Source organism: Novosphingobium sp. MMS21-SN21R (assembly GCF_031846015.1).
Classification (GTDB): domain Bacteria; phylum Pseudomonadota; class Alphaproteobacteria; order Sphingomonadales; family Sphingomonadaceae; genus Novosphingobium.
This window is the reverse complement of the sequence record NZ_JAVRDU010000001.1, coordinates 485,079-506,767: the sequence shown is the minus strand read 5'-3', so window position 1 is coordinate 506,767 and position 21,689 is coordinate 485,079. Positions and strand designations below refer to the sequence as shown.

The following is a 21,689-nucleotide window of genomic DNA, read 5'->3' as shown; positions in this document are numbered from 1 at the left end:
TCAACACCCCCGGAGCACCCCCATGTCCTTCTACACCTCGTTGAACGGCCTCAAGAACGCCCAGACCGACCTCGGCGTGATCAGCCACAACATCGCCAACGCCGAAACCACGGGCTTCAAGAAGAGCCGCACGGAATTTGCCGACATCGTTGTGGGCAGCGCCTTCACCAACCCAAAGCTGGTCGTCGGCATAGGTGCGGCGGTGGAATCGATCAGCCAGAACTTCGCGCTAGGACCGATCGAGCAGACCGGTTCGGCGCTCGATCTGGCAATCAACGGCGACGGTTTCTTCACTACCAAGAACGTGGTGACCGGCCAGACGCTGTTCACGCGCAACGGTAGCCTGACCGTGGACGGCGCGGGCTTCATCTCCGACGGGTCGGGCAATCGCCTTCAGGTTTTCCCGACCGATGCGGCGGGCACGATCACTTCGACCACACCGGGGGATTCTGTGATCCCGGCGACTAACGGCAACGATGCAAACGGCAACCCCATCGAGTTTGCGGGCATTACCGTTGGCGATGATGGCGCGGTAACCGCGTCCTATGCCGACGGCTCGAATGTCATCATCGGCAAGGTCGCGCTCGCCAGCTTCATCGCGCCGCAGGGGCTCAAGCAGGTTGGTTCGTCCAACTGGGTGACGACCGGAATTTCCGGCACGCCGAACTATGGCCAGCCGAGCACCGGGCAATATGGATCGCTGCTTTCGGGCGCGCTCGAACGCTCGAACGTGGATATCGCCGAAGAGCTGGTCAGCCTGATCACCGCGCAGCGCAATTTCCAGGCGAACGCCAAAGCCATCGATACCGCCACGCAGATCTCGCAGACCGTGATCCAGCTGCAGAGCTGATCCGCGGCCTGATCAACAATTTAACCTGAAAGCCGTGCCATGGACCGCCTGATCTACACTGCCTATTCCGGGATGACCGGATCGACCGTGCGCCAGCGCGTAATCGCCAGCAACATGGCCAACGCACAGACCATCGGCTTTCGCGCCGAAATGCTGACGACCACGCCGATGACACTGAAAGGCCCCAGCCTTGAAGCGCGCGCGATGACCGAAGGCGAAGTGCGCGGCGCGTCGATGGCGCAAGGGTCACTGATCGAGACGGGCAAGCCGCTCGACGTGGCGCTGAGCGGCGATACGATGCTGGCGATTCAGGCCGACGACGGCAGCGAGGTCTATACCCGGCGCGGCGATCTTGCGGTGAGCTCAGGCGGCGTGTTGCAGAATGGCGATGGCCGCCCGGTCATCGGCGAAGGCGGGCCGATCACTGTGCCGCTCGGCTCCAAGGTTACCATTTCCCCCGATGGCGGCGTCAACGTCGCCAATCCCGAGACGCCCGACCAGCCTCCCCAGCTGGTCGGGCGCATCAAGATCGCTTCCACCACAGGCAGTAAAATCGAGAAGGGCCTCGACGGCTTTTTCCGTGTCACGGGCGGCGGCGTCTTGCCGCAGGACGAGGAGGCTAAGCTGATGGTCGGCAGCCTTGAACAGTCCAACGTCAATCCCACCCGCATTCTTGTCGAGATGGTCGAGGCCCAGCGCCTGTTCGACATCCGCACCAAGGTCGTTTCCCAAGCGCGCGAGGTGGATGAATCCAGCGCAGCGCTGATGCGCCTTTCCTGACCTTAGAGGAAGAACACCATGCCAAGCTCAGCCCTTCACGTCGCCCGCACCGGGCTTGAGGCGCAGGACACGCGGATGCGCGTGATCGCCAATAACCTCGCCAATATCGGCACCACCGGCTTCAAGCGCGACCGCGCCAACTTCGCCACGCTGGCCTATCAGGACGCACGCGTGGCGGGACAGCAGTCCTCGTCCGAAACGGCCTATGCCACGGGCCTGAACCTCGGCACCGGCGTGGCGCTGCAGGCGACGACGCGGATCGACACGCAGGGCACGCTGCAGACAACCGGCAATGCGCTGGACCTGGCACTGGACGGAGACGGATACTTTCAGGTGACCATGCCGGGCGGCCAGCTTGGCTATACCCGGGCGGGCAATTTCAGCCGTTCTGCCGAAGGCACGCTGGTAACCGCGCAAGGCTATGCCCTGAACCCCGCGATCACCATTCCCGAAGGTGCCAGCGCGATCACGATTTCGCAGGACGGCACGGTTTCTGCCACGGTTGCAGGAGCAGCAGAGCCGACCGAGCTTGGCCAGGTCACCATTGCCAGCTTCGCCAATCCCGGCGGCCTCCGTTCGATGGGTGACAACTTCCTGCAGGAAACCGCGGCTTCGGGCGCGGCGCAAGTCGGCATCGCCGGGGATCAGGGGCGCGGCCACATCCAGCAAGGCTATCTCGAAGCCTCGAACGTCAACGTCGTGGAAGAACTGGTCGACATGATCGAGGCGCAGCGCGCCTACGAAATCAATTCCAAGATGATCTCGGCGGTCGACGAGATGCTCCAGAACGCGAACCAGACGCTGTGATGGGCATGACTACACCCTTCGAGCGCCATTTTTCAGGCGAAACTTCAAGGCCCAGCCGCCGCACCAAAAGTGCGGTTCGCGCGCTGGTGGCAGGCACACTAGCGGCGGCTGCGGTCATGTACGTGAGCGATCCTGCCAGTGCGGCGCGGCCCAAGCCCGGTTTCGAACCGGCACTGCCGCAGACGCAAGCCGTTGTCGCCTCGGCGCCCACCGCAGGGTCGATCTTCAATGCCAGCGCCGGATATGCAGGCCTTGTCGAGGGCCGCCGTGCGCGCTCGGTCGGCGATCCGCTGACCGTGGTGCTGGTGGAAAACCTCACCTCGGCCAAAACCGCCGGGGCGAAGACGCAGAAGTCCGGAAGCTTCTCGGTGACCCCGCCGACTGCTGGCCCGCTGTCGTTCCTCAACCCCAATGCCCTTAAAGCTTCGGGCGGTTCGTCGTTCAATGGTCAGGGCAACGCCTCGCAGACGAGCACGCTCGCCGGTGAGGTCGGGGTCACAATCGCCGAAGTGCGGGCCAACGGCACGGCGCTTGTCCGGGGGGAGAAGCGCATGATGCTGAGCCAGGGTCAGGAATGGGTGCAGTTTTCCGGCATCGTGCGCCTTGGCGACATCGATCCTGAGAACCGCATCCTTTCAACCCAGATCGCGGATGCGCGCGTCGAATATACCGGGAATGGCTCGGTCGGACGCGCGAGCCGCGAGGGCTGGTTAGCCAAGTTCTTCAATGCGATTTCGCCCTTCTGAGGCTTTGACAGATGTTTGTGCGGATACTTCTTTCACTGGCTCTCGGTCTTGCGGCACTCTCTCCCGTGCCGGCACTGGCCGAGCGCGTGCGCGATCTGGGGGAATTCCAGGGCGTGCGCGCCAACCAGCTGACCGGCTACGGCGTGGTCGTCGGGCTTCCCGGCACGGGCGATGACAATCTCGAATACCTGACACAGGCGATGAAGGGCACGGCTGGGCGCCTTGGCGTGCAACTGCCCGCAGGCGTTTCGCCCGGCCTGAAAAATGCAGCCGCCGTGGTCATCACGGCAGACCTTCCCGCCTTTGCCAAACCCGGCCAGCGCATCGACGTGACCGTTTCGACGCTGGGCAAGGCCAAGTCCTTGCGCGGCGGCGCACTGATCATGGCCCCGCTTTATGGCGCTGACGGCCAGATCTACGCGATGGCGCAGGGCAACCTTGCTGTCGGCGGCCTTGGCATCAGCGCCCGCGACGGATCGCAGCTGACCGTGAATGTGCCCACCGTTGGCCGCATCGCCGAAGGGGCGAGCGTCGAACGTGCGGTGGCCTCCGGTTTCGACAGCGGCGAAGTGCTGCGCTGGAACCTGTTCGAAGCCGATTTCCTCACCGCACAGCGCGTGCGCGACGCGATCAATTCCCGGTTTCCGCAGGCGGCCACGATCGAGGACGGGATCACGCTGGCCCTGCGCCTGCCCGCCGGGGCGGATTCGCGCGCGACGGCGATGGCCTCTATCGAGATGCTCGACATCACCCCTGCCGAAACGGCAGCACGCGTGATCGTCAACAGTCGCACCGGCACGGTCGTGATCAACAACGCAGTGCGCCTTTCGCCCGCCGCGATCAGCCACGGCAGGCTGGTGGTCAAGATCGACGAAAAGAGCCAGGTCTCGCAGCCCAATGCGCTGGCGCGGGGGCAGACAGCCGTCACCCCTGCCAGCCAGATCAACCTTGAGGAAAAGGAAGCCAAGGTCGCGCTGTTCAAGCCCGGCGCTTCGCTGTCCTCGCTGGTCGATGCGCTGAACAAGCTCGGCACCAGCCCGTCCGACCTTGTCGCCATCCTCGAAGCGCTGAAGCAGGCGGGCGCGCTGAAAGCCGAGATGGTGGTGATATGAGCACTGTTTCAGCCCCCGCACCAACCGCGACGACCGGGCTCTCGCTCACGCCCAAGGTGGCGAGCGACCGCGAGAAGCTGTCGGGCGCGGCCAAGCAGTTCGAGGCGATTTTCATCCGCCAGATGCTGCAGGGCGCGCGTGCCGCAAACTTCGGCGGCGACGACCTGTTCGGCGAGATGGACCAGACCTTCGTGCAGATGCGCGACGAGCGCTTTGCCGAAATTGCGTCGGATACCGGCGCGTTTGGCCTCGCCAGGCAGATCGAGAACCACCTTGCCGCGCTGCTTCCCGCAGACGCGGCAAAGTCTGCGAAGGGCAAATAGGCCATGGCTTCGGACCTTCTTTCGATTGCCCGCAGCGGTGCGATGGCCGCCCGCATCGGGCTGGACGTCACCGCGCAGAACATCGCCAACGCCTCGTCCGATGGCTATGTGCGGCGGTCGGCCAGCCTGTCCGAAGTGGCTTCGACGGGCGGGGCCTACCGCATAGGCGACCTCTCGCTCTCGGGCGTGCGCCTTGATTCGATCACCCGCAACGCCGATGCCTTCCGCCAGGCCGAGGTCCGCCGCACCGGGTCCGATGTGGCACGTGCTACGGCAGAGGCGGCGGGGCTGGAGAACATCGAATCCGCCATCGAACAATCGGGCGTCTATGACGCTATCGTCGGCTTTGAATCCTCTCTGCAGCAATTGACACAGGACCCGGTCGATACATCATTGCGCGCCTCGGTGATCGAGAAGGCGCGGACGATGGTCGGCACCTTCCAGATCGCCGCGCAGGAAATGGATGCTGCGGGCGAAGGTCTGCAATTCCTTGCCAGCGACGGGGTGACGCAGGTCAACCGCATCGCGCAGGAACTGGCGCGCACCAACACGCGGCTTTCCCGAGCATCGGATGCCAGCAGCGACAAGACCGCGCTGCTCGACCAGCGCGACAAGTTGCTCCAGCAGTTGAGTGATTACGGCAATATTGCCACGACCTTTGCCACCAATGGCACTGTGGCTGTGAAGCTCGGCGGAACAAGCGGCGTCGATCTGGTAACCGGCGGCAGCGCCGCAACAATTGCCATGACCACCGCAGGCGATGGCCAAGTGACATTCAGCGTTGGCGCATCGGCGCTCTCGCTCTCGGGCGGTTCGCTGGCCGGGCAGCAGCTCGCGCTGGGGAAGCTGGCGCAGCTGAAACTCGATGTCGACGGGCTTGCCGAAGACATCGTCAACACCTTCAACGCGGCACAGCTTACCGGCGACGACCTTGACGGCAATCCGGGTGCCGCAATCTTTTCGGGCACGACCGCTGCTTCGATGAAACTGGATGTTGGCGATGTGCGCAAGCTGGCGACGGCGCCGCTGAACGGCGCAGTCGGCAGCCGCGACGCTAGCAACCTTACCGCCATCCGCAGCGCGATATCGGGCCTGAATCCTGCCGATGGCATGGACCAGATCATCTTCGACGTGTCGGGCACGCTCGCAGGGCGCAACATCACGCTGGGCGCGCTCGAGACGATTTCGAACACCGCCAAGGTTGCGCTTTCGGCGCAGTCGGGCGTCGATCTCGATGCCGAGGCGGTCAACCTCGTCCGCTACCAGCAGGCGTTTCAGGCCTCGGGCAAGGTCATGCAGGTGGCCACCGACATTTTCGACACCCTGTTGGGGATTGGATAAACTGCCATGAGCACGATCTACGGCACATCGACCAGCGCATTCTATGACCGCTCGCTGATGGATCTTACCTCGTTGCGCAAGCAGGCGGAGGAGACGCAGGCCGAGATGTCGAGCGGGCAGCGGCTGCAGCGGTCGTCAGACGATCCGGTGGCGGCCTCGCGGTTGCGCCGACTGGCACGCGCCGAAACCACCGACCAGATTGACACCGCTGCGGCCAACCGCGCGACCTCGGACCTGACCTTGACCGATGGCGCGCTGACCCAGTTCAGCAACTACGTGACGCGGCTGCAGGAGCTGACGACGCAGGCGGCTTCTGCCACGCTGAGCACCGCGCAACGCGCTGGAATCGGGGAGGAAATATCCCAGATCCACGATAATCTCGTGGCGCTTGCCAACACCCGCGACAGTTCGGGCCATTCCTTGTTCGGCGGCGAAAGCGCAAGCGATGCCTATACCGTAACCGGCGGGGTGGCCTCCTATGCGGGCACCGCCAGTGCCGGGTTGGTCTCGCTTGGCGATGGACAGAGCGTTGCGCGCGGGATCACCGGGCCGGAATTCCTGCAGTTCACCTCGGGCGGGTCGACAGTCGATCTGCTAAACGTGACGAAGACCCTGGCCGACGCGCTGACATCGGGCACGGGCGGTGCGGCTGCCGCCAATGCTGCGCTGACCGCGCTGGGCGATGGGCTGCAATCAATCACCACCGCACAGACGGTGGTGGGATCGCGGCTCAACTGGATCGATCTCAACACCGAGCGACGCACGTCGATGTCGGAACTGCGGACGACCGAACAGACCGAAATCGGCGGTGCGGACCTGACCGAGTCCATCGCACGGCTGCAAAACACGATGCTCGTGCTCGAAGCCAGCCAGGCAAGTTTTGCCAAGCTCGCCAACCTTTCGCTGATGAGCCAACTGCGCTGATCGGCGCGGCCATTCCGGGATAGACTTTCATGTTCGTAATTATCGGCCTCGTCATCCTTCTCGTCATGGTGTTCGGCGGCTTTGCGTTCACCGGCGGCGATCTTGGCCCGGTGCTGCACGCGCTTCCGCACGAAATGCTGATCATCGGCGGCGCGGCCGTCGGCGCGCTCGTAACGGGTAATTCGATGCACGAGCTGAAAGGCATCGGTGGCGGTTTCGCCAAGACGTTCAAGGGTCCCAAGCACAACAAGCAGGACCATGTCGATGCGATCGTGCTCTGCACGAAGCTGATGAAGATCCTGCGCAGCGACGGCCCGGTGGCACTGGAAAGCCATGTCACCGATCCGAAGAACTCACCGATCTTTGCCGAGTTTCCACGGTTGATCGCCAACAAGGCGCTGGTCTCGCTGATCTGTGACACGCTGACCCTGATCGTCGTTTCATCGGGCACGCTTGAGGTCCATGCGGTGGAAGACGTGATGGATCATGCGATGAAGACACACTTCCACGAGGAAGCCGAAGCGCAGCACGCGATCCAGGGGCTTGCCGACGCGCTGCCCGCACTCGGCATCGTTGCCGCCGTGCTCGGTGTGGTCAAGACGATGGGCTCGATCGACAAACCACCTGCGATCCTTGGCGGGATGATCGGTTCGGCGCTGGTCGGCACGTTCCTCGGCATTCTGCTCGCCTATGGCATCGTCGCACCGGTCGCCGGGCGGCTGAAGCAGGTGCTCGATCAGGACGAGATGATCTTCCAGGCGGTCAAGCAGGTGATCATTGCGAGCCTGCATGGCTGGCCGCAGCCACTGGTGGTCGAAAGCGCACGTTCGGGGCTTGGGCATTCGTTCCGTCCCGGATTGTCGGAACTGCTCGACGCGCTGCGCGGGCGCTGAGCCATGGCCAAGGCACCCGCCAAGGGCAAGAACGAGCCGCCCCGGCCGATCATCGTCAAGAAGATCACGGTCGTTGCCGCCGGGCACCACGGCGGAGCATGGAAGGTTGCCTATGCCGACTTCGTGACCGCGATGATGGCGTTCTTCCTGCTGATGTGGCTGCTGGGCGCGACCACAGAAAAGCAGCGCAAGGGCATTGCCGATTACTTCACGCCGACGCTGGTCAAGATGCGGCAAGGCAGCGCAGGCGGCTATGGCGTGCTTGGCGGATCTTCGCTGACCGACGCCGACGACTATCCGCACCGCGCAGGCCAGACCGGCAACAAGACGCTGACTATCCCGCGAGATGCCTCCGGCGGCGCGAAGGAAGGCGGCAGCAAGGTCAAGCGCGTGGCCGTGATGAAGGAACGGCTGGCGCAAAAGCTGGCAGCTTCGGAAAAGCTGAAGAAGCTGGCGCGGCAGGTGCGCATGGTCGAGACGAGCGAAGGCATCCGCATCGATCTGGTCGATGATGCCGAGTTCTCGATGTTCCTGATCGGCACCACCGTTTTGACCCCAGATGCCGCCGAGCTTTTGCGCGCGGTCGGGCAGGCTGTGGCTCCTGACGGCGGCGCGTTCACCGTGCGCGGACACACCGATTCTCTGCCGTGGAAGAACGGCGTGGCCAACAACTGGTCATTATCGGCAGGGCGCGCAGAGGCGACCCGGCAGGCGCTTATGCGACAGGGCATCGCCGAAAGCCGCTTCCGCCGGATCGAAGGCGTGGCCGACCGCGAGCCGCTGATCGAGAAAAACCGGGCAGACCCGCGCAACCGTCGCATGTCGATCCTGATGAATTAAGGAATAGCGTCATATTGACGACAATTTATTCACCAAGCCTGCAATTAAGCGGTTGCGGTTGCAACCGGACAAAGGCAACTTCCCGGCATACGCAGCAGATTGAACCGGACAAACCGGCTCAGCGCGGGTTTGACTGGGAGTTCGGCAAATGAGGAAAGTTGCAGGCTTGGCCACAGTGTCCGCCGTGGCATTGGCGGGTATCGTCTATGCGGCAGGTGGCGGCGGTGGCAGTGTCACCGGTTCGGGCGCTGTGCTTTTGCCGAGTGCCAAGAGTGGCGTCGCCGCGTCCGCCGCCGCGACTCCGGCTGCTGCCGCGCCGGGATCGAACATTCCAGACAGCTGGATCTGCGTCTTCAAGGCCGGCGCAGTCGCGCGCGGCGCTGAGCAAGGTGAGGCCAACAAGGTCGTGGGCAAGGCGGGGGGACGCATCGGCCACGTTTACCGTTATGCCCTGCAGGGCTTCTCGATCAGCCTGCCCGCACAAGCCGCAGCTTCGGTTGCCGCACACAACCCCAACATCGCCTATTGCGAAGCCGACCAGATCGCGACCGTAATCGATCCGGTCAACACCCTCGCCAGGCCCGGCGGTGGCGGCGGTGGAACTTCAACCGAGACGACGCCCGCAGGCATCACCAGCATCGGCGGCGGAACGGCGACATACACCGGCACCGGCCGGGCTTTCGTCATCGACAGCGGCATCGACCTCACCCACCCTGACCTCAACGTCGACACGGCGCTCAGCCGGAATTTCGTTTCGCGCGAAACGTCGCCCAACGATCTCAACGGACACGGCAGCCATGTGGCGGGAACGATCGCGGCCAAGAAGGGCAATTCCATCGGTGTTGTCGGCGTAGCGCCAGGCGCGAAGCTGATCGCCGTCCGTGTGCTCGACCGGCGCGGAAGCGGGGCCTATTCCGATGTGATTGCCGGTGTCGACTATGTCGCATCCATTGGCGGGCTGGGTGATGTCGCCAACATGAGCCTGGGCGGGCCGGTATCGGATGCTCTGGATCAAGCGGTGATAAACGCCTCCACCAGCAGCAAGGTCCTGTTCGCGCTTGCCGCCGGGAACGAGACCGACGATGCCAACAACCATTCGCCCGCGCGTGCGGATGGGCCTTACATCCTGACAGTCGCGGCGGTGAACAGCACCGACACGTTTGCCAGCTTCTCGAATTATTCGGTTATCAACGATCCGGTCGACTTTGCCGAACCGGGGGTGTCGATCCTGTCGACCTGGAAGGACGGCGGCTACAACACGATCTCGGGCACTTCAATGGCGACGCCGCATCTGGCAGGCCTCGTCCTGCTCGGCGGACCGCGCGCAACAACGCGCCTTTCGACCGCCGCGCCCAATGGCGTGCGCTTCCCGATCGGCGTGAAGTAGTGGTGGGCCTGAACGGCGCGGACCGGGCGAGCGCCGTTCAGTTTTCGGTTCGATCTTTCAGGACATAACCGTCTGCATAGTTCGACACGATCTGGAATTTGGGCGCAATTTTCGGGCGCAACCGAGAAATCGCCACGCACAGCGATTTGCGAGTCAACTCCCGTACTTGTCCCACTGCCGATTTCTGGAGTTCACTGGCATGTACCGGCATGTTCTTCCGCGCCGCCAGACGTGACAAAAGCAGAAGCTCGCGATTTTTGATCGTGTCCATATGGATTTCTTCGGCCACATACTTGCGCAGGACTATCCGCAGATCGTCCAGTGGACCCATCACGCTTAGAGCATGACGATACATCCGGACACGTATGGCCGCAATCCGCGCTATATATTCAGTTCGGTGCATACGGCAGTCAACAACCAGATCGAACCCCGCATTAAGAAGTTGAGCGCGATCAAGGGGCGTACTTTGCGCCATGACCGCGACCTTGATCTTGCTTGTCAGGATAGCGCGGTTTCGGCGCAACACTTTGCCAAGGCGGGCGGGATCTTCGGCATGGGCAACAAAGACATCATAGCTTTCACGTGCTGCCGAAAAAATGTCGGTCTGGTTTTCGAAATAACGATATTGTTCAGTTTCGCCATAGAGGTCTCGCAACCAGGTTTGGCGTTCATCGAGGCAACGATCACGGATGAAGACGATCCGCGCCCGCAAACGCCTGAACTGACGTTCCATTTCCAGAACCGTGACCGATCCGGGAACTGATGACATTGGCGATTTCGGCAAATCTGCTGCCTGCTTGGGCGTTAAATCACGGATAGCCGCCGCATTGAATGGCATCAAACTCCCCTCATGTTGCATCGCATCGGAACTCGATTGGCCCGATGTCGGCGGGGCGGATTTGATCACCAAAGTGTTGTCGGGTTTTGTAAATGGCCGGTTAACCGCATGATTTTTTACAAGATTGTAATGCTTAGTGAATCCACTTAATCTGTTTTTCGCCAAAAAGCCCGGCGACCCTATGTGGGTCGCCGGGCGGTTGACGCGCGCCTGGTGGAGGCAGGCGCTTGTCGTTTCTGGTTTAACGCAGCAGCGACAGCACGTTCTGCTGGCTCTGGTTGGCCTGTGCGATCATCGCGGTTGAAGCCTGCGAAAGGATCTGGGCCTTGGCCATTGCCGTGGTTTCCGACGAGTAGTCGGTGTCCTGAATGCGGCTGCGGGCGTCCGACAGGTTGGTGATGTTGTCATTCAGGTTGTTGACCACCGATTCAAGGCGGTTCTGGCCTGCACCGAAGGTGGCACGGGCAGCGTTCACTTCAGCAAGCGCGGTATCGACGTCGTCGATGGTCGTGCCGGCGTTGGTGCCATCGGTGCCGCTGACGTCAAAGGCGACCGTGTTGATCTGCTTCGAGGTGATCGTGACCGTGGTGGCTGTTTCCGAACCGACTTGGATGTCGAAGGTCTTGTCGGCGGCGCTGTCGAAAACGGTGTTGCCGTTGAACTTGGTGTCGGAAAGAACCGCGTTGATCTGGTCCTGAAGTTCCTGAACTTCCGAGTTCATGTAGTCGCGGTCGGATTCCTGATAGGTTGCCGACTTCGACTGAACAGCGAGTTCGCGGACACGCTGCATCATGTTGGTCACTTCGTTGAGCGCGCCTTCAGCGGTCTGCGCCAGCGAGATGCCGTCGTTTGCGTTGCGGACGCCCTGGCTCATGCCCTTGATCTGCGAGGTCATGGTCGTGGCAATGGCCAGACCCGCCGCGTCGTCCTTGGCACCGTTGATGCGCTTGCCGGTCGACAGGCGTTCCATCGCCGTGCCGAGCATCTTGTTGGCCGAGTTGGAGGAATTCGTCGCCTTGATAGCGCTGATGTTCGTATTGATAACCGCCATTTTCCAGTCTCCGGTTGGGTAGTGTCGTTCCCGAATGGACTGCCGGGTCAATGGATGGACGCGGCTGTCAGGACAAAGACCGGCAAAGGCGCGCCGGATTTAAGCCCGCCCCCGGCAAAAGACTGCCGCACCTACGCAATCGCCCTAGGTGTTTCCCGACCCCTTAAAGTTTCGACCTGTTTGTCGGTTACGCGCGAAACAAGGGCCTCGGATTTGATGGTTAACAGGGGTCTTGAAATGATTCGCGATTGCGGGGCACTTCGCTTCACGGATGCGGCGGCACAAGCACATGCAGCGCTGGTTCAGCGCGCGGCAGCCGTGCTTTCGAGCTACGGCGCGGATGGCGAGGTCATGCTGGCGGATGCTTTTGAAGGCACTGCGACCGATCCACGGCGGATGAGCGTGATGCTGGAGCGCGCTGCAGTCCCAGCCATGCTGCGCACGCCCGGCAGCCGCCAGACCGTGCTGCGCTATAGAGACGGTGCGGGCGAGGCCGCGCTTGCCGCGTTGCTGGCCTGTGCCGCCCGCCCCGGCACACCGATTGCCGCCGATCCGGAAAGCCTTTCGATCCTGGCGCTGGCCGAGCGTATCGCCGCCTGTGACATTCCCGTGCTGATCAATGGCCCGACCGGCACCGGAAAGGAAGTGCTCAGCCGCTTCATTCACGAACGATCGGCCCGCAAGGACAAGCCGTTCGTGGCGATCAACTGCGCGGCGATGCCCGAGGCGATGCTGGAAGCGCTGCTGTTCGGCCATCAGAAGGGCGCGTTCACCGGCGCCAATGCCGCCAGCGAGGGCTTCTTCCGCGCGGCCAATGGCGGCACGCTGCTGCTCGACGAAATTGCCGAGATGCCGCTGACTCTTCAGGCCAAGCTGCTGCGCGCGCTGCAGGAAGGCGAAGTTGTGCCGCTGGGCGCGACCCAGCCGATCAAGGTGGACGTGCGGGTCATCGCCTGCGCCAACCGCGATCTTCCGCTGGAAGTGGAAGAAGGCCGTTTCCGCGCCGACTTGTTCTACCGCCTCAACGTATTCCCCCTCGCGCTTCGCGCACTGTGCGAGCGGCCCGATGATATTGCTCCGCTGGCCTTTGCGATGGTGCTGCGTCACAGTGCTCATGCACCATGGATTGCGGATGAAACGCTGGCCCTGCTCACCACGCATTCGTGGCCGGGCAATGTGCGCGAACTGGAAAACGTGATCCGCCGCGCGCTGGTGCTGGCGGGCAATGCCCCGGTGATCGCGCCTGAGCATATTGCCTTCGACCGCCCTGCCCGCCTGATCAGCGAACCGGTGCACACCGCAGCGACGTCGGTGTCGAACGGCAAGCTGTCCAACATCGTGCAGATTTCGGAAAGCCGCGCGATCCTCGCCACGCTTGATGCCTGCGGTGGCAGCCGCGTGGCGGCAGCGCGACAGCTCGGCATATCGGAACGGACGCTGCGCTACCGCCTCGCCAGCTTTCGTGAAGCCGGGATTGCCGTGGGCGGCCGGCGATGAGCAGCATTAGCGGCATTGGCGGGCGCGCGTCCGGCATTCAGGACATCATGGCGCTGCGCCAGCAGATCATGGAGCGTTCGCAACTGCTCCAGCAGGTCAAGGGGCCGGAGCCAGCGCAAGGCCCAGCGCCGGCAGGCGGGGCGGGTGGCAGCTTTACGGATTCTCTGAAAGGCGCGCTCGATACCGTCAATTCAAGCCAGCAGAAGGCCAGTGCGATCACCGAGGCCTATGAAAAGGGCGAAGTCGTCGATGTCGCCAAGGTCATGCTGGCGCGGCAGGAAGCGGGCGTTGCCTTCGAGGCCACGCTGCAGGTGCGCAACAAGCTGCTCAATGCCTACCAGGACATCATGAGGATGGGAGTCTGATCCGATGGCCGATACCGCCGATCCTACCGCCCCATCCGGTTTTGGCGCCCTGACCGACCCTGCAGGCGGGAGCTTCGGTTCACGCGTGAAGACGTTTCTGGCCCAGCCGCCCGTCCGCCGCACCTTGCCGTGGTTCGCGGGCGTTTCTGCCGCAGGACTTACCGCCGTGCTGTGGATGACCATGGCGCCTGCCCCGCAGCGCATGCTCTACAGCCAGCTTTCGGACAGTGAACGTGCCGAAGTCGTCGCCAGCCTCGACAAGGCGGCGATCCCCTACACCATCGACAATGCGACCGGCGCGGTGAGCGTGGGCGAGGACAATCTCTACCGTGCGCGCATGGCAGCAGCTTCGGACGGCGCGATTGCAACGCCCGAAACCGGGACGCAGATGCTCGACAAGCTGCCGATGGGCGCAAGCCGCGGCCTTGAGGGCCAGCGGCTGCAAGCCGCGCGCGAGCGCGAGCTGGAACTGACCGTCATGGAGATCGACGGGGTCGAGAGCGTGCGCGTCCATCTGGCGGAACCTGAGAAATCGGTATTCGTGCGCGACACCACGGCCCCGACCGCCTCGGTCATGGTCAAGCTCAAGAGCGGGCGGCAATTGTCGGAAAGCCAGGTCCGCGCGATCACCAATCTTGTAGCGGGATCGGTGCCGGGGCTATCGATCGACGCGGTACGTGTGGCTGACCAGCATGGCCGCCTGCTATCCGAACCGGGTGGCGCCGATGGCGATCGGCTGGAACTGCAGCAGCGCATGGAAGGGAAGCTGCGCGATCAGGTGGCGCAACTGCTGACCCCGATGCTGGGAGAAGGCAACTTCTCGTCAGAGATTCAAGTCGATCTCGATATGGACCAGGTAACTTCTGCACGCGAGAGCTATGACAAGCAGGGCGTGATCCGGTCAGAAACGCAAAGCGCTTCACAACAGGCGGGTGCCGCGACGGCGCAAGGCGTGCCGGGCGTGACGGCCAATACGCCGCCACCCGCGACGACGGCGCAGCCCGGTGCCCCAGCCGGAACCCCTGCCGCTGCCACGGCGGGTGCGCCCGGGCCGAACGGTGAATCCAGTTCGACCAAGACCTATGAACTGGGCCGCGAGGTTGCCGTTTCGAACCAGACACCGGGGAAGATCAAGCGGCTCTCGGTTGCCGTGGCCCTTAGTGCGGAAATGATGGCCAAGGCCAAGCCGCAGGACATCGAGGCAATCAAGCAATTGGTCAGCGCCGCAGTGGGCGCAGACCCGGCGCGCGGCGATCAGGTGGCGGTGCAGGTGCGCGCGTTCAAGCCCGCCGAAGTGGTGCCGACGCCGGTCTGGGAGACGCCCTGGTTCGCCACGATCCTGCGCAATGTCGTGGCGCTGATTGCGGTGCTGTTGGTGCTGCTGCTGGGCGTGCGTCCGCTGATCAAGGCGCTCAAGCGAGAGCCTGCCGCTGCCGAGGCCAAGTCTGCGAAGAAGCGCAAGAAGGACGCTGCTTCCGACGGTGAAGACGAAGATGCAGCCGAGGAAGAGCCAGAGGCGATCACTGCCGACGAAATGGCCGAGGCGCTCCAGCCTGCGCAGAACGCAGAGACGGGCGTGGTCGATACCGAGGCGCTGGCGCGGCAAGTCAGCCTTGCCCAGCGGCTTGTGGTGGAAAAGCCAGACAATGCGCTGGTTGCCTTGAAACAGATGCTCAACACCCCTGAAGAGGAGGCCGCAGCATGAGCGACCTTTACGAAGCGCCCAACATCAGCGACCCCGAACGCGCCGCCGTGATGGTGATGTTGCTCGAGGACGATCAGGCGGCGCAGATCCTTGCGCAGCTCGAACCGTCCGAACTGCGCCTGCTGGGCGAGAAGATGTGCGCGCTGGGCGAAATCGGCCCGGTGGCGATTGCGCAGGCCATTGCCGGGTTTGTCGAGAAGACCGAGCGGCTGGGCCTGATCGCGCATGACCGCGTGAGCCAGGTGCGCATGCTGATGACGCGCGCTGTGGGCGAAGTGAAGGCCGACAACCTGATGCAGCGCATCCTGCCCGACGATCCATCGCGCACGCCGACGATCGAACTGGCGCGCTGGCTGACGCCGCAAGTCATCATCCCGCTGATCCGCGACGAGCACCCGCAGGCCATTGCGGTGCTGCTGGTGCAACTCGATCCGGAAGTGGCCGCTGCGGTGCTGCACGGGCTGCCCGAGGACAGCCAATCGCAGGTCGTCCACCGCATCGCCTCGCTCGGCCCGGTGGCACCCGAAGCCATTGCCATGCTGGAAGAAATCCTCGACCGGCGCATCGGCGAATGCCACGGTCAGGCATCGCTGGCGATGGGCGGCCCGCGCGAGGCGGCAGACATCATCAACGCATCTGCCCGCACTGTCGAGAAGCGCATCATGCCCGAAATCGCCAAGCAGGACAAACAGCTGGCCAAGGCGATCGAGAACGAGATGTTCAAGTTCGAACATCTCTTCGCGCTCGACGACAAGTCGATGGGGGCGCTGCTGCGCGAGGTCGATAACGATGCGATGATCGCCGCGCTCAAGGGCACGCCCGAGGAACAGCGCGAAGTGTTTTTCCGCGCGATGTCGAGCCGCGCGGCTGACGGCGTGCGCGACGAAATCGCCGGGCGCGGGCGCATGAAAATGGCCGAAGTGATCGAGGCGCAAAAGGCGATGGTCACTGCCGCGCGCCGCCTGGCGGCAGAAGGCGTGATCGTGTTTGGCGCAGGCGACGACGACTATGTCTGATGCCTTGCGCGCGGTTTCACTGGCGGACCTTGGTGCGGCTTCAGCCGGGTTTGCGCATGACCGGCGCTTTTTTCGTGAAATACTGCAAGCGCTGCCCCAAGTGCCGGAGCCAGTTCCCGAAGCACATGAGCCTGCCGATCCCGTGGCCGATGCCTGGACCGAGGGCTATGCACGCGGGATGGGCGATGCGCAGGAAGCGGCAGCGCAGATCATCGCCGAGCAGGAAACCGCGCGCGCAGCCATAGAACTGTCGCTGGCGAAGCTGGATGCGGCGATGCAGGAAGACCTCAAGGACCGCTTGCGCGAAACCGTGCAGGCGCTGTGCGAAGCCGCGATTGCACCGGCTGCACTCGATCCGGACGGGATGATCCGGCGCGTTGAAGTGGCAGCCGCCATGCTCGCACGCGCACAGGACGAACGCGTGATCCACCTGCATCCCGAAGATCTTGCGCTGATTGCCGCGCGACTTCCCGAAGACTGGCATTTCGTGCCTGACGGCGCGCTGGAACGCGGCGCGGTGCGCGTCGAGGGCGCGGCAGGCGGCGTCGAGGACGGGCCTGAACACTGGCGGCAGGCGATAGCAGAGGCGCTACGGCAATGCTGATGGATACATCGCTCAACGTTTTGGACCGCGCGCTCGATTCCATCGCGCTGGCCCAGCCGGATTTCACCCCGCCGCGCTATGGGCTGCTGGCATCGTGCGATGGCGGGATGCTGGAGGTTTCGGGCCTTTCGGTGCCGATTGGCACGCAATGCCGCATCGCGCATGGCACAGGCTCGTTGATTGCCGAGACGGTCGGTTTCCGCAACGGCCGCACGCTGATGATGTTGTTGGGTGACCCGGTATTGCTGCGCCCCGGCGCGAAAGTGCGCGCGGAAGGCCGCCCCGGCATGTTGCCAGTGGGCGAAGCGTTTCTCGGCCGTGCTATAGATGGCGAAGGTAAGCCCATCGACGGGCTAGGCGCGATCAACCATCGCCGCGAATGGCCTGCAGGAGGCGTGCGCTCTGCCGCGCTCGACAGGTCGCCGGTGCGCGAGCGGTTCGATACAGGTGTGCGGGCGCTCAATGCGCTGACGACCTTTGGCATCGGACAGCGTATTGGCATCATGGCCGGATCGGGCGTCGGCAAATCGGTGCTGCTTGACATGATCGCGCATGGTGCCGAGGCAGAGGTGGTGATCGTAGGCCTGATTGGTGAACGCGCGCGCGAGGTTTCGGACTTTGTCGAACGCCACATGCACGGGGCCAAGCGCGACCGCTCGGTGATCGTCGCGGTTCCGGCAGATCATGCGCCAAACTTGCGCATTCGCGGCGCGATGCTGGCGACCAGCCTGGCGGAATACTTCCGCGCGCAGGGCAAGCGCGTGCTGCTGATCATGGACAGCCTGACCCGCGTAGCGCACGCAGGCCGCGAGATTGCGCTGCTGCTGGGCGAGCCGGGCGCGGCGCGCGGCTATCCGCCTTCGTCGCTGGCCACGATCACCAAGCTGGTGGAGCGGGCGGGCAACTCTGCGCAAAGCGGCGGCTCGATCACCGGACTCTACACGGTGCTGGCCGATGGCGACAATCAGGACGACCCGGTAGTCGATACCGCGCGGTCGATCCTTGATGGCCACATCGTGCTGTCACGGGATCTGGCACAGCGCGGGCAATATCCGGCGATCGACATTGCCGCATCGCTTAGCCGCGTGATGAACGACATTACCGCGCCCGACCATCAGCAGGCCGCGCGCACGTTCCGTGCGCTGGTGGCAGCATATGAGGCGAACCGCGATCTGGTGCTGATGGGGGCCTATCGCGCCGGGGCCGACCCGCAGCTCGACCGTGCGATTGTGATGCACGAAGCGTTGAGCGGGTTCATCAGCCAGCCGCAGCGCGAGATCGTTGGGATGCATGATTCCGCCGCCGCGCTGATCCGGCTGATGGGCGGATGAAAGCCGAACGCGCGCGTCTAGCGCGGTTGCAGCGACTGGAGCGCATCCGCGACATCGCGCGGCGCAATGCCCTGGCCGAGGCCGGGCAGGCTGAAGGAACGCTAGCGCAATTGCAGGGGCTGGTGGAGCGGACCAGCCGTCTCTCCGCCGAGTATTCCGCGCGCACCGACATGCCCGACGGCCACGCGCTACAACAATTGCGGCACTTCGTGGCTGGGCTGGAACGCATAACCACCGGCACGCGCGCCGACGCAGTGAACGCACAGAAGCTTGCCGATATCAAGGCGCAGGAAGCGGCCGCAGCAGAGCGCAAACGCGCTGCCGTGGAAGAGCGCGCCGAGGCGCAATCCCGGTTGATTGGGCGCAAGATCGCCAACGCCGCAGCCCCGCTCAGCGCGCGGAAGGCAACTGGCACGGGACTTGAATAGACAAGGTTAACGCCGAAGCGACGGAGCCTTGCCGATGTTCGATCTTGCCGCCCTGCCCCTGCCTTCCCTGCCGATTTCCGCCATTGGCATTGCGCCGGAAAGTGCAGGAAACGCAGTCGATCCAGGCAAATTGGCGCAAGGTGGCGCGTTTGAAGCGATGCTGGCGCTACAATCGGCACAGCCTCTCGCGCCAGTTGCGGCAAGCAGGCCTGTCCCGGCAAGTCCGGCAATCGTTCCGGCAAGCGGCAAGATCTTGCCGGAAGCGGCAGTGCCGGTTGCCGCGGTTGCCGCAAATTTCATTCAAGCGGGATTCCAGAACGGGGAAGCGACAACCGCTGCGGAGGATGAGCGGCCCTACGCCGTCAAGGCCGAAGCCGCCTTGCCCGATCAGGCGATGATCGCCGCGATCTTTGCAGCACCGCAGTGGCTTGGTCCCAAGACGAAGGCCGAGCAGCCGGAGACGCGCGCTGACAGAACAGCCAGCTACGCGGCAACGCCCATACCAATGCGGCCCGCAGAAGCCGCCACGCCGGTTGCAAATGGTCAGCCCAATCCGGTCGCATTCGCGGCAACCATCGCCATCGCGCAGTCCGTGTCGATCGAATTGGCGCCCCCAGCACCGCAGGACTTCCGCGCAAAAGCTCCCGAAGCCGCGCCGAAAGGCGCGCCGAAAAGCGCGCCGACAATGGCCGCGCAAAACGGCGCGATCAAGGAAGCAGGCGCGTCTGCAAAGCCCGCTGCGTCTGCAGCCGCTGCACCGTCATTTGCCGATGACGACTCGGATTCCGCGCTGCTGCTCGACACTGCCGATGACCTGATCGCGCCCGTTCTGCACCGCACCGCCGAGGCAGGACCGCAGCAGGATGCTGCGCCGGTCTTGCGCGCCAGCCATCGCCCCGAACGCATCGATTTTGCCACGCTGGTCGATACGCTAAATCGCGCGCGCGAAGAGGCTGAGCCGAATGCCATGCGCGTCTCGGTTGCCCATGCCGACTTTGGCCGCGTCTCGATGCGGTTCGAGCAGGACGACACCGGCATGTCCGTTTCCATGAGCAGTGCCGATCCCGGCTTTGCGCGCGCCATCACCGCTTCGAACGAGGCTGCGGCAGCTTCGTCGAATTCCGAAACGCCGCGCGACCAGAACCTGCAGGCTCAGGCCCGAGGCAGCAGCAATGCTCCGGGCGACGGCGCGCGCCATCAGCAACAGCACAGTCCCCGCGCGGAAACAGCCGAGCGCCCGGCCGCACAACTGCGCGACACGCTGCGGCGTGATGACGACACCGCCACGCCCGGCGGCATCTTCGCCTGATCCATCCTGACATTCGAAACCTGAGAGAACCCGCATGAGCGACAAGGAAGAGAAGCCCAAAAAGAAGAAGGGCGGCGGCATGATGAAGATCCTCATGCCGGTCGGCCTGCTTGCAGTCGGTGGCGGCGGCGTGTTCGGCCTGGTGGCCGCAGGCGTGATCGGTGGCGGTCATGCCGAGGTCAAGGAGGACCCCAATCCCAAGCTGATCCGCAAGGGCGAAGTCGATCCTTACGCGCCAGTCGCCAAGGAAGGCGAAGGGGAAGGCGGCGGGGCCGATGTGGAGGGCGAAGGCGGCAGCGAGTTTCGCACGGTCTATTACAACTTCCCCGAGGATTTCACCTCGAACCTGCGCGATTCCGAGGCGCTGCTTCAGGTCAACATCGCGGCGTCCACCCGCCGCGATTACCGCGTGATCCTGTGGATGAAGAAGCACGAGCTGGCAATCCGATCGGCTGTGCTGATTGCGATTGCCGATACGCCGGAGGAGGACGTCTATTCGCCGGTCGGCAAGGACCGCCTGCAAAAGCGGCTGACCGCTGCGATCAACAAGGTGCTGACCGGGACCGAAGGCTTCGGCGGGGTCGACGCGGTCTACTTCAAGACATTCATCGTCCAGTAAGCACGAAGGCCGCTCCGATAGCATGAAACCAGAACGCGCCTTTATAGCCGAACGTGCCGTGGCCCGGCATGATCCGGCCCTGCTGCGTCCGGGGCCGGGCATGGGCGATCTCGTGCCTGCGCTTGCGCGGATGAGCGAGCGCATGGCCCGCACCTTGCGCGGGGCGATCTCGCCACTGCTTGGCGGGGCAGAGCCGCAAATTACCCCGATGAAACCGATGCAGACCGATTTTGCCGACTTCTGTTCGGAAGTGCCGCGCCTTGCCGCCAACAGCCTGTTTCATATCGGCAGCGCGCCCTTCCTCGCCACGATCGAAGGCGAAACCATGCTGCGTCTGGTTGATCGCGCATTCGGCGGTCCCGGCGATACGCCATCGTCACTGCCCAAGGAATTCCCGCTTTCCGCCGAGCTGATGATCGGGCGGATGGAGCAGATCATTGCCGCATGTCTGGCGCTGGCGCTGGGCGGGCCGACCGGCGGCCCAATCCGCGCGGTGCGGCGCGAGGCCAGCCTTGGCCAGTTGCAGGCGATGCCCGACGCCGCCGCGGTTGCCGCCCTGACGTTCAACGTCAACGAGCAGGGCCGCATGCCCTGGGCGATCTCGCTCGCTTTCCCCGTGGAGACGCTGACTCAGGTGTTTGCACATGGGGAAAGCAAGCGCCCAGCACGGCCTGCGCGCGGCCCCGGATCACCGACCGACGCGCCGTTCGCGGACCTGCCGATCAATGTCACCGCCGTGCTGGTCGATATGCGCCTGCCGCTGTCGACCGTCTCGGCGCTTGAGGTCGGGCAGATCCTGTCCGTTCCCATTGCCCGATCGGTGCCGCTGATCGTCGGCGGCAAGCCCTGCGCCCACGGCACGATCGGGGCGCTGGATGACCGTGTCGCCATACAGATCAGCCAGCTTTCCTGAATTCCAGAAC

Annotated in this window: 23 protein-coding genes; 21 read left to right on the top strand and 2 right to left on the bottom strand. The window is 63.9% G+C overall.

Annotated features, from left to right (window positions below; genetic code table 11):
• Positions 1–22 precede the first annotated feature (22 nt).
• The 11 genes from RM192_RS02495 (at position 23) to RM192_RS02445 (ending at position 10,003) form a co-directional block, all read left to right on the top strand.
• Complete coding sequence (locus RM192_RS02495; RefSeq protein ID WP_311505995.1) at positions 23–850, top strand: flagellar hook-basal body complex protein; 828 nt, start codon at positions 23–25, stop codon at positions 848–850.
• A 39-nt stretch (positions 851–889) separates the two neighbouring features.
• Positions 890–1,630: a flagellar basal body rod protein FlgF gene (locus RM192_RS02490; protein WP_311505994.1), complete on the top strand. Its 741-nt coding sequence runs from the start codon at positions 890–892 to the stop codon at positions 1,628–1,630.
• Positions 1,631–1,648: 18 nt separating this feature from the next.
• Complete coding sequence (flgG, locus tag RM192_RS02485; protein WP_311505993.1) at positions 1,649–2,437, top strand: flagellar basal-body rod protein FlgG; 789 nt, start codon at positions 1,649–1,651, stop codon at positions 2,435–2,437.
• A 5-nt stretch (positions 2,438–2,442) separates the two neighbouring features.
• A complete protein-coding gene (locus RM192_RS02480) occupies positions 2,443–3,183 on the top strand; it encodes a flagellar basal body L-ring protein FlgH (protein WP_311505992.1) in 741 nt (246 codons plus the stop codon).
• 11 nt (positions 3,184–3,194) lie between these two features.
• The gene (locus RM192_RS02475) at positions 3,195–4,295 is read left to right on the top strand and encodes a flagellar basal body P-ring protein FlgI (protein ID WP_311505991.1); all 1,101 of its coding nucleotides are present in this window, start codon (positions 3,195–3,197) and stop codon (positions 4,293–4,295) included.
• Positions 4,292–4,618 carry a flagellar biosynthesis protein FlgJ gene (locus tag RM192_RS02470; protein WP_311505990.1) on the top strand — a complete coding sequence of 109 codons (327 nt, stop codon included), beginning with the start codon at positions 4,292–4,294 and terminating at the stop codon, positions 4,616–4,618. The genes RM192_RS02475 and RM192_RS02470 overlap by 4 nt, the downstream gene beginning before the upstream one ends.
• A 3-nt stretch (positions 4,619–4,621) precedes the next feature.
• A complete protein-coding gene (flgK, locus tag RM192_RS02465; RefSeq protein WP_311505989.1) occupies positions 4,622–5,959 on the top strand; it encodes a flagellar hook-associated protein FlgK in 1,338 nt (445 codons plus the stop codon).
• Between the two features lie 6 nt (positions 5,960–5,965).
• On the top strand, positions 5,966–6,883 hold the full coding sequence (locus RM192_RS02460; protein ID WP_311505988.1) for a flagellar biosynthesis protein FlgL: 918 nt from the start codon (positions 5,966–5,968) through the stop codon (positions 6,881–6,883).
• A gap of 29 nt (positions 6,884–6,912) precedes the next feature.
• Positions 6,913–7,776: a flagellar motor stator protein MotA gene (gene motA / locus RM192_RS02455; protein WP_311505987.1), complete on the top strand. Its 864-nt coding sequence runs from the start codon at positions 6,913–6,915 to the stop codon at positions 7,774–7,776.
• 3 nt (positions 7,777–7,779) lie between these two features.
• A complete protein-coding gene (locus RM192_RS02450) occupies positions 7,780–8,616 on the top strand; it encodes a flagellar motor protein MotB (protein WP_311505986.1) in 837 nt (278 codons plus the stop codon).
• 148 nt (positions 8,617–8,764) lie between these two features.
• Positions 8,765–10,003: a S8 family serine peptidase gene (locus tag RM192_RS02445; protein ID WP_311505985.1), complete on the top strand. Its 1,239-nt coding sequence runs from the start codon at positions 8,765–8,767 to the stop codon at positions 10,001–10,003.
• 37 nt (positions 10,004–10,040) lie between these two features.
• Here the strand turns inward: RM192_RS02445 and RM192_RS02440 are convergent, their stop codons facing one another.
• Both RM192_RS02440 and RM192_RS02435 read right to left on the bottom strand, forming a co-directional pair.
• On the bottom strand, positions 10,041–10,841 hold the full coding sequence (locus RM192_RS02440) for a hypothetical protein (protein WP_311505984.1): 801 nt from the start codon (positions 10,839–10,841) through the stop codon (positions 10,041–10,043).
• A 241-nt stretch (positions 10,842–11,082) separates the two neighbouring features.
• Entirely contained in the window at positions 11,083–11,892 is an 810-nt protein-coding gene (locus tag RM192_RS02435) for a flagellin (protein WP_311505983.1), read from the bottom strand.
• Between the two features lie 216 nt (positions 11,893–12,108).
• Between RM192_RS02435 and RM192_RS02430 the strand changes: the two genes are divergently transcribed.
• Genes RM192_RS02430 through RM192_RS02385 form a run of 10 tightly spaced genes read left to right on the top strand, consistent with a single transcriptional unit; the run spans position 12,109 to position 21,679 of the window.
• Complete coding sequence (locus RM192_RS02430; protein WP_311505982.1) at positions 12,109–13,389, top strand: sigma 54-interacting transcriptional regulator; 1,281 nt, start codon at positions 12,109–12,111, stop codon at positions 13,387–13,389.
• Entirely contained in the window at positions 13,386–13,754 is a 369-nt protein-coding gene (gene fliE, locus RM192_RS02425) for a flagellar hook-basal body complex protein FliE (protein WP_311505981.1), read from the top strand. Before RM192_RS02430 ends, fliE begins: the two co-directional genes overlap by 4 nt.
• A gap of 4 nt (positions 13,755–13,758) precedes the next feature.
• Entirely contained in the window at positions 13,759–15,459 is a 1,701-nt protein-coding gene (gene fliF / locus RM192_RS02420) for a flagellar basal-body MS-ring/collar protein FliF (protein ID WP_311505979.1), read from the top strand.
• Positions 15,456–16,475 (top strand): flagellar motor switch protein FliG, encoded by a 1,020-nt coding sequence (gene fliG / locus RM192_RS02415; protein WP_311505978.1) that lies wholly within the window; start codon positions 15,456–15,458, stop codon positions 16,473–16,475. The genes fliF and fliG overlap by 4 nt, the downstream gene beginning before the upstream one ends.
• Positions 16,468–17,079, top strand: coding sequence for a FliH/SctL family protein (locus RM192_RS02410; RefSeq protein WP_311505977.1), 612 nt, complete (start codon positions 16,468–16,470; stop codon positions 17,077–17,079). Before fliG ends, RM192_RS02410 begins: the two co-directional genes overlap by 8 nt.
• On the top strand, positions 17,079–18,410 hold the full coding sequence (locus RM192_RS02405; protein ID WP_311508553.1) for a FliI/YscN family ATPase: 1,332 nt from the start codon (positions 17,079–17,081) through the stop codon (positions 18,408–18,410). The genes RM192_RS02410 and RM192_RS02405 overlap by 1 nt, the downstream gene beginning before the upstream one ends.
• On the top strand, positions 18,407–18,838 hold the full coding sequence (locus RM192_RS02400; RefSeq protein WP_311505975.1) for a hypothetical protein: 432 nt from the start codon (positions 18,407–18,409) through the stop codon (positions 18,836–18,838). Before RM192_RS02405 ends, RM192_RS02400 begins: the two co-directional genes overlap by 4 nt.
• Before the next feature lie 34 nt (positions 18,839–18,872).
• Entirely contained in the window at positions 18,873–20,147 is a 1,275-nt protein-coding gene (locus RM192_RS02395; RefSeq protein WP_311505974.1) for a hypothetical protein, read from the top strand.
• Between the two features lie 34 nt (positions 20,148–20,181).
• Entirely contained in the window at positions 20,182–20,766 is a 585-nt protein-coding gene (locus tag RM192_RS02390; protein WP_311505973.1) for a flagellar basal body-associated FliL family protein, read from the top strand.
• 22 nt (positions 20,767–20,788) lie between these two features.
• Entirely contained in the window at positions 20,789–21,679 is an 891-nt protein-coding gene (locus tag RM192_RS02385) for a FliM/FliN family flagellar motor switch protein (RefSeq protein WP_311505972.1), read from the top strand.
• The last annotated feature ends 10 nt before the right edge of the window (positions 21,680–21,689 follow it).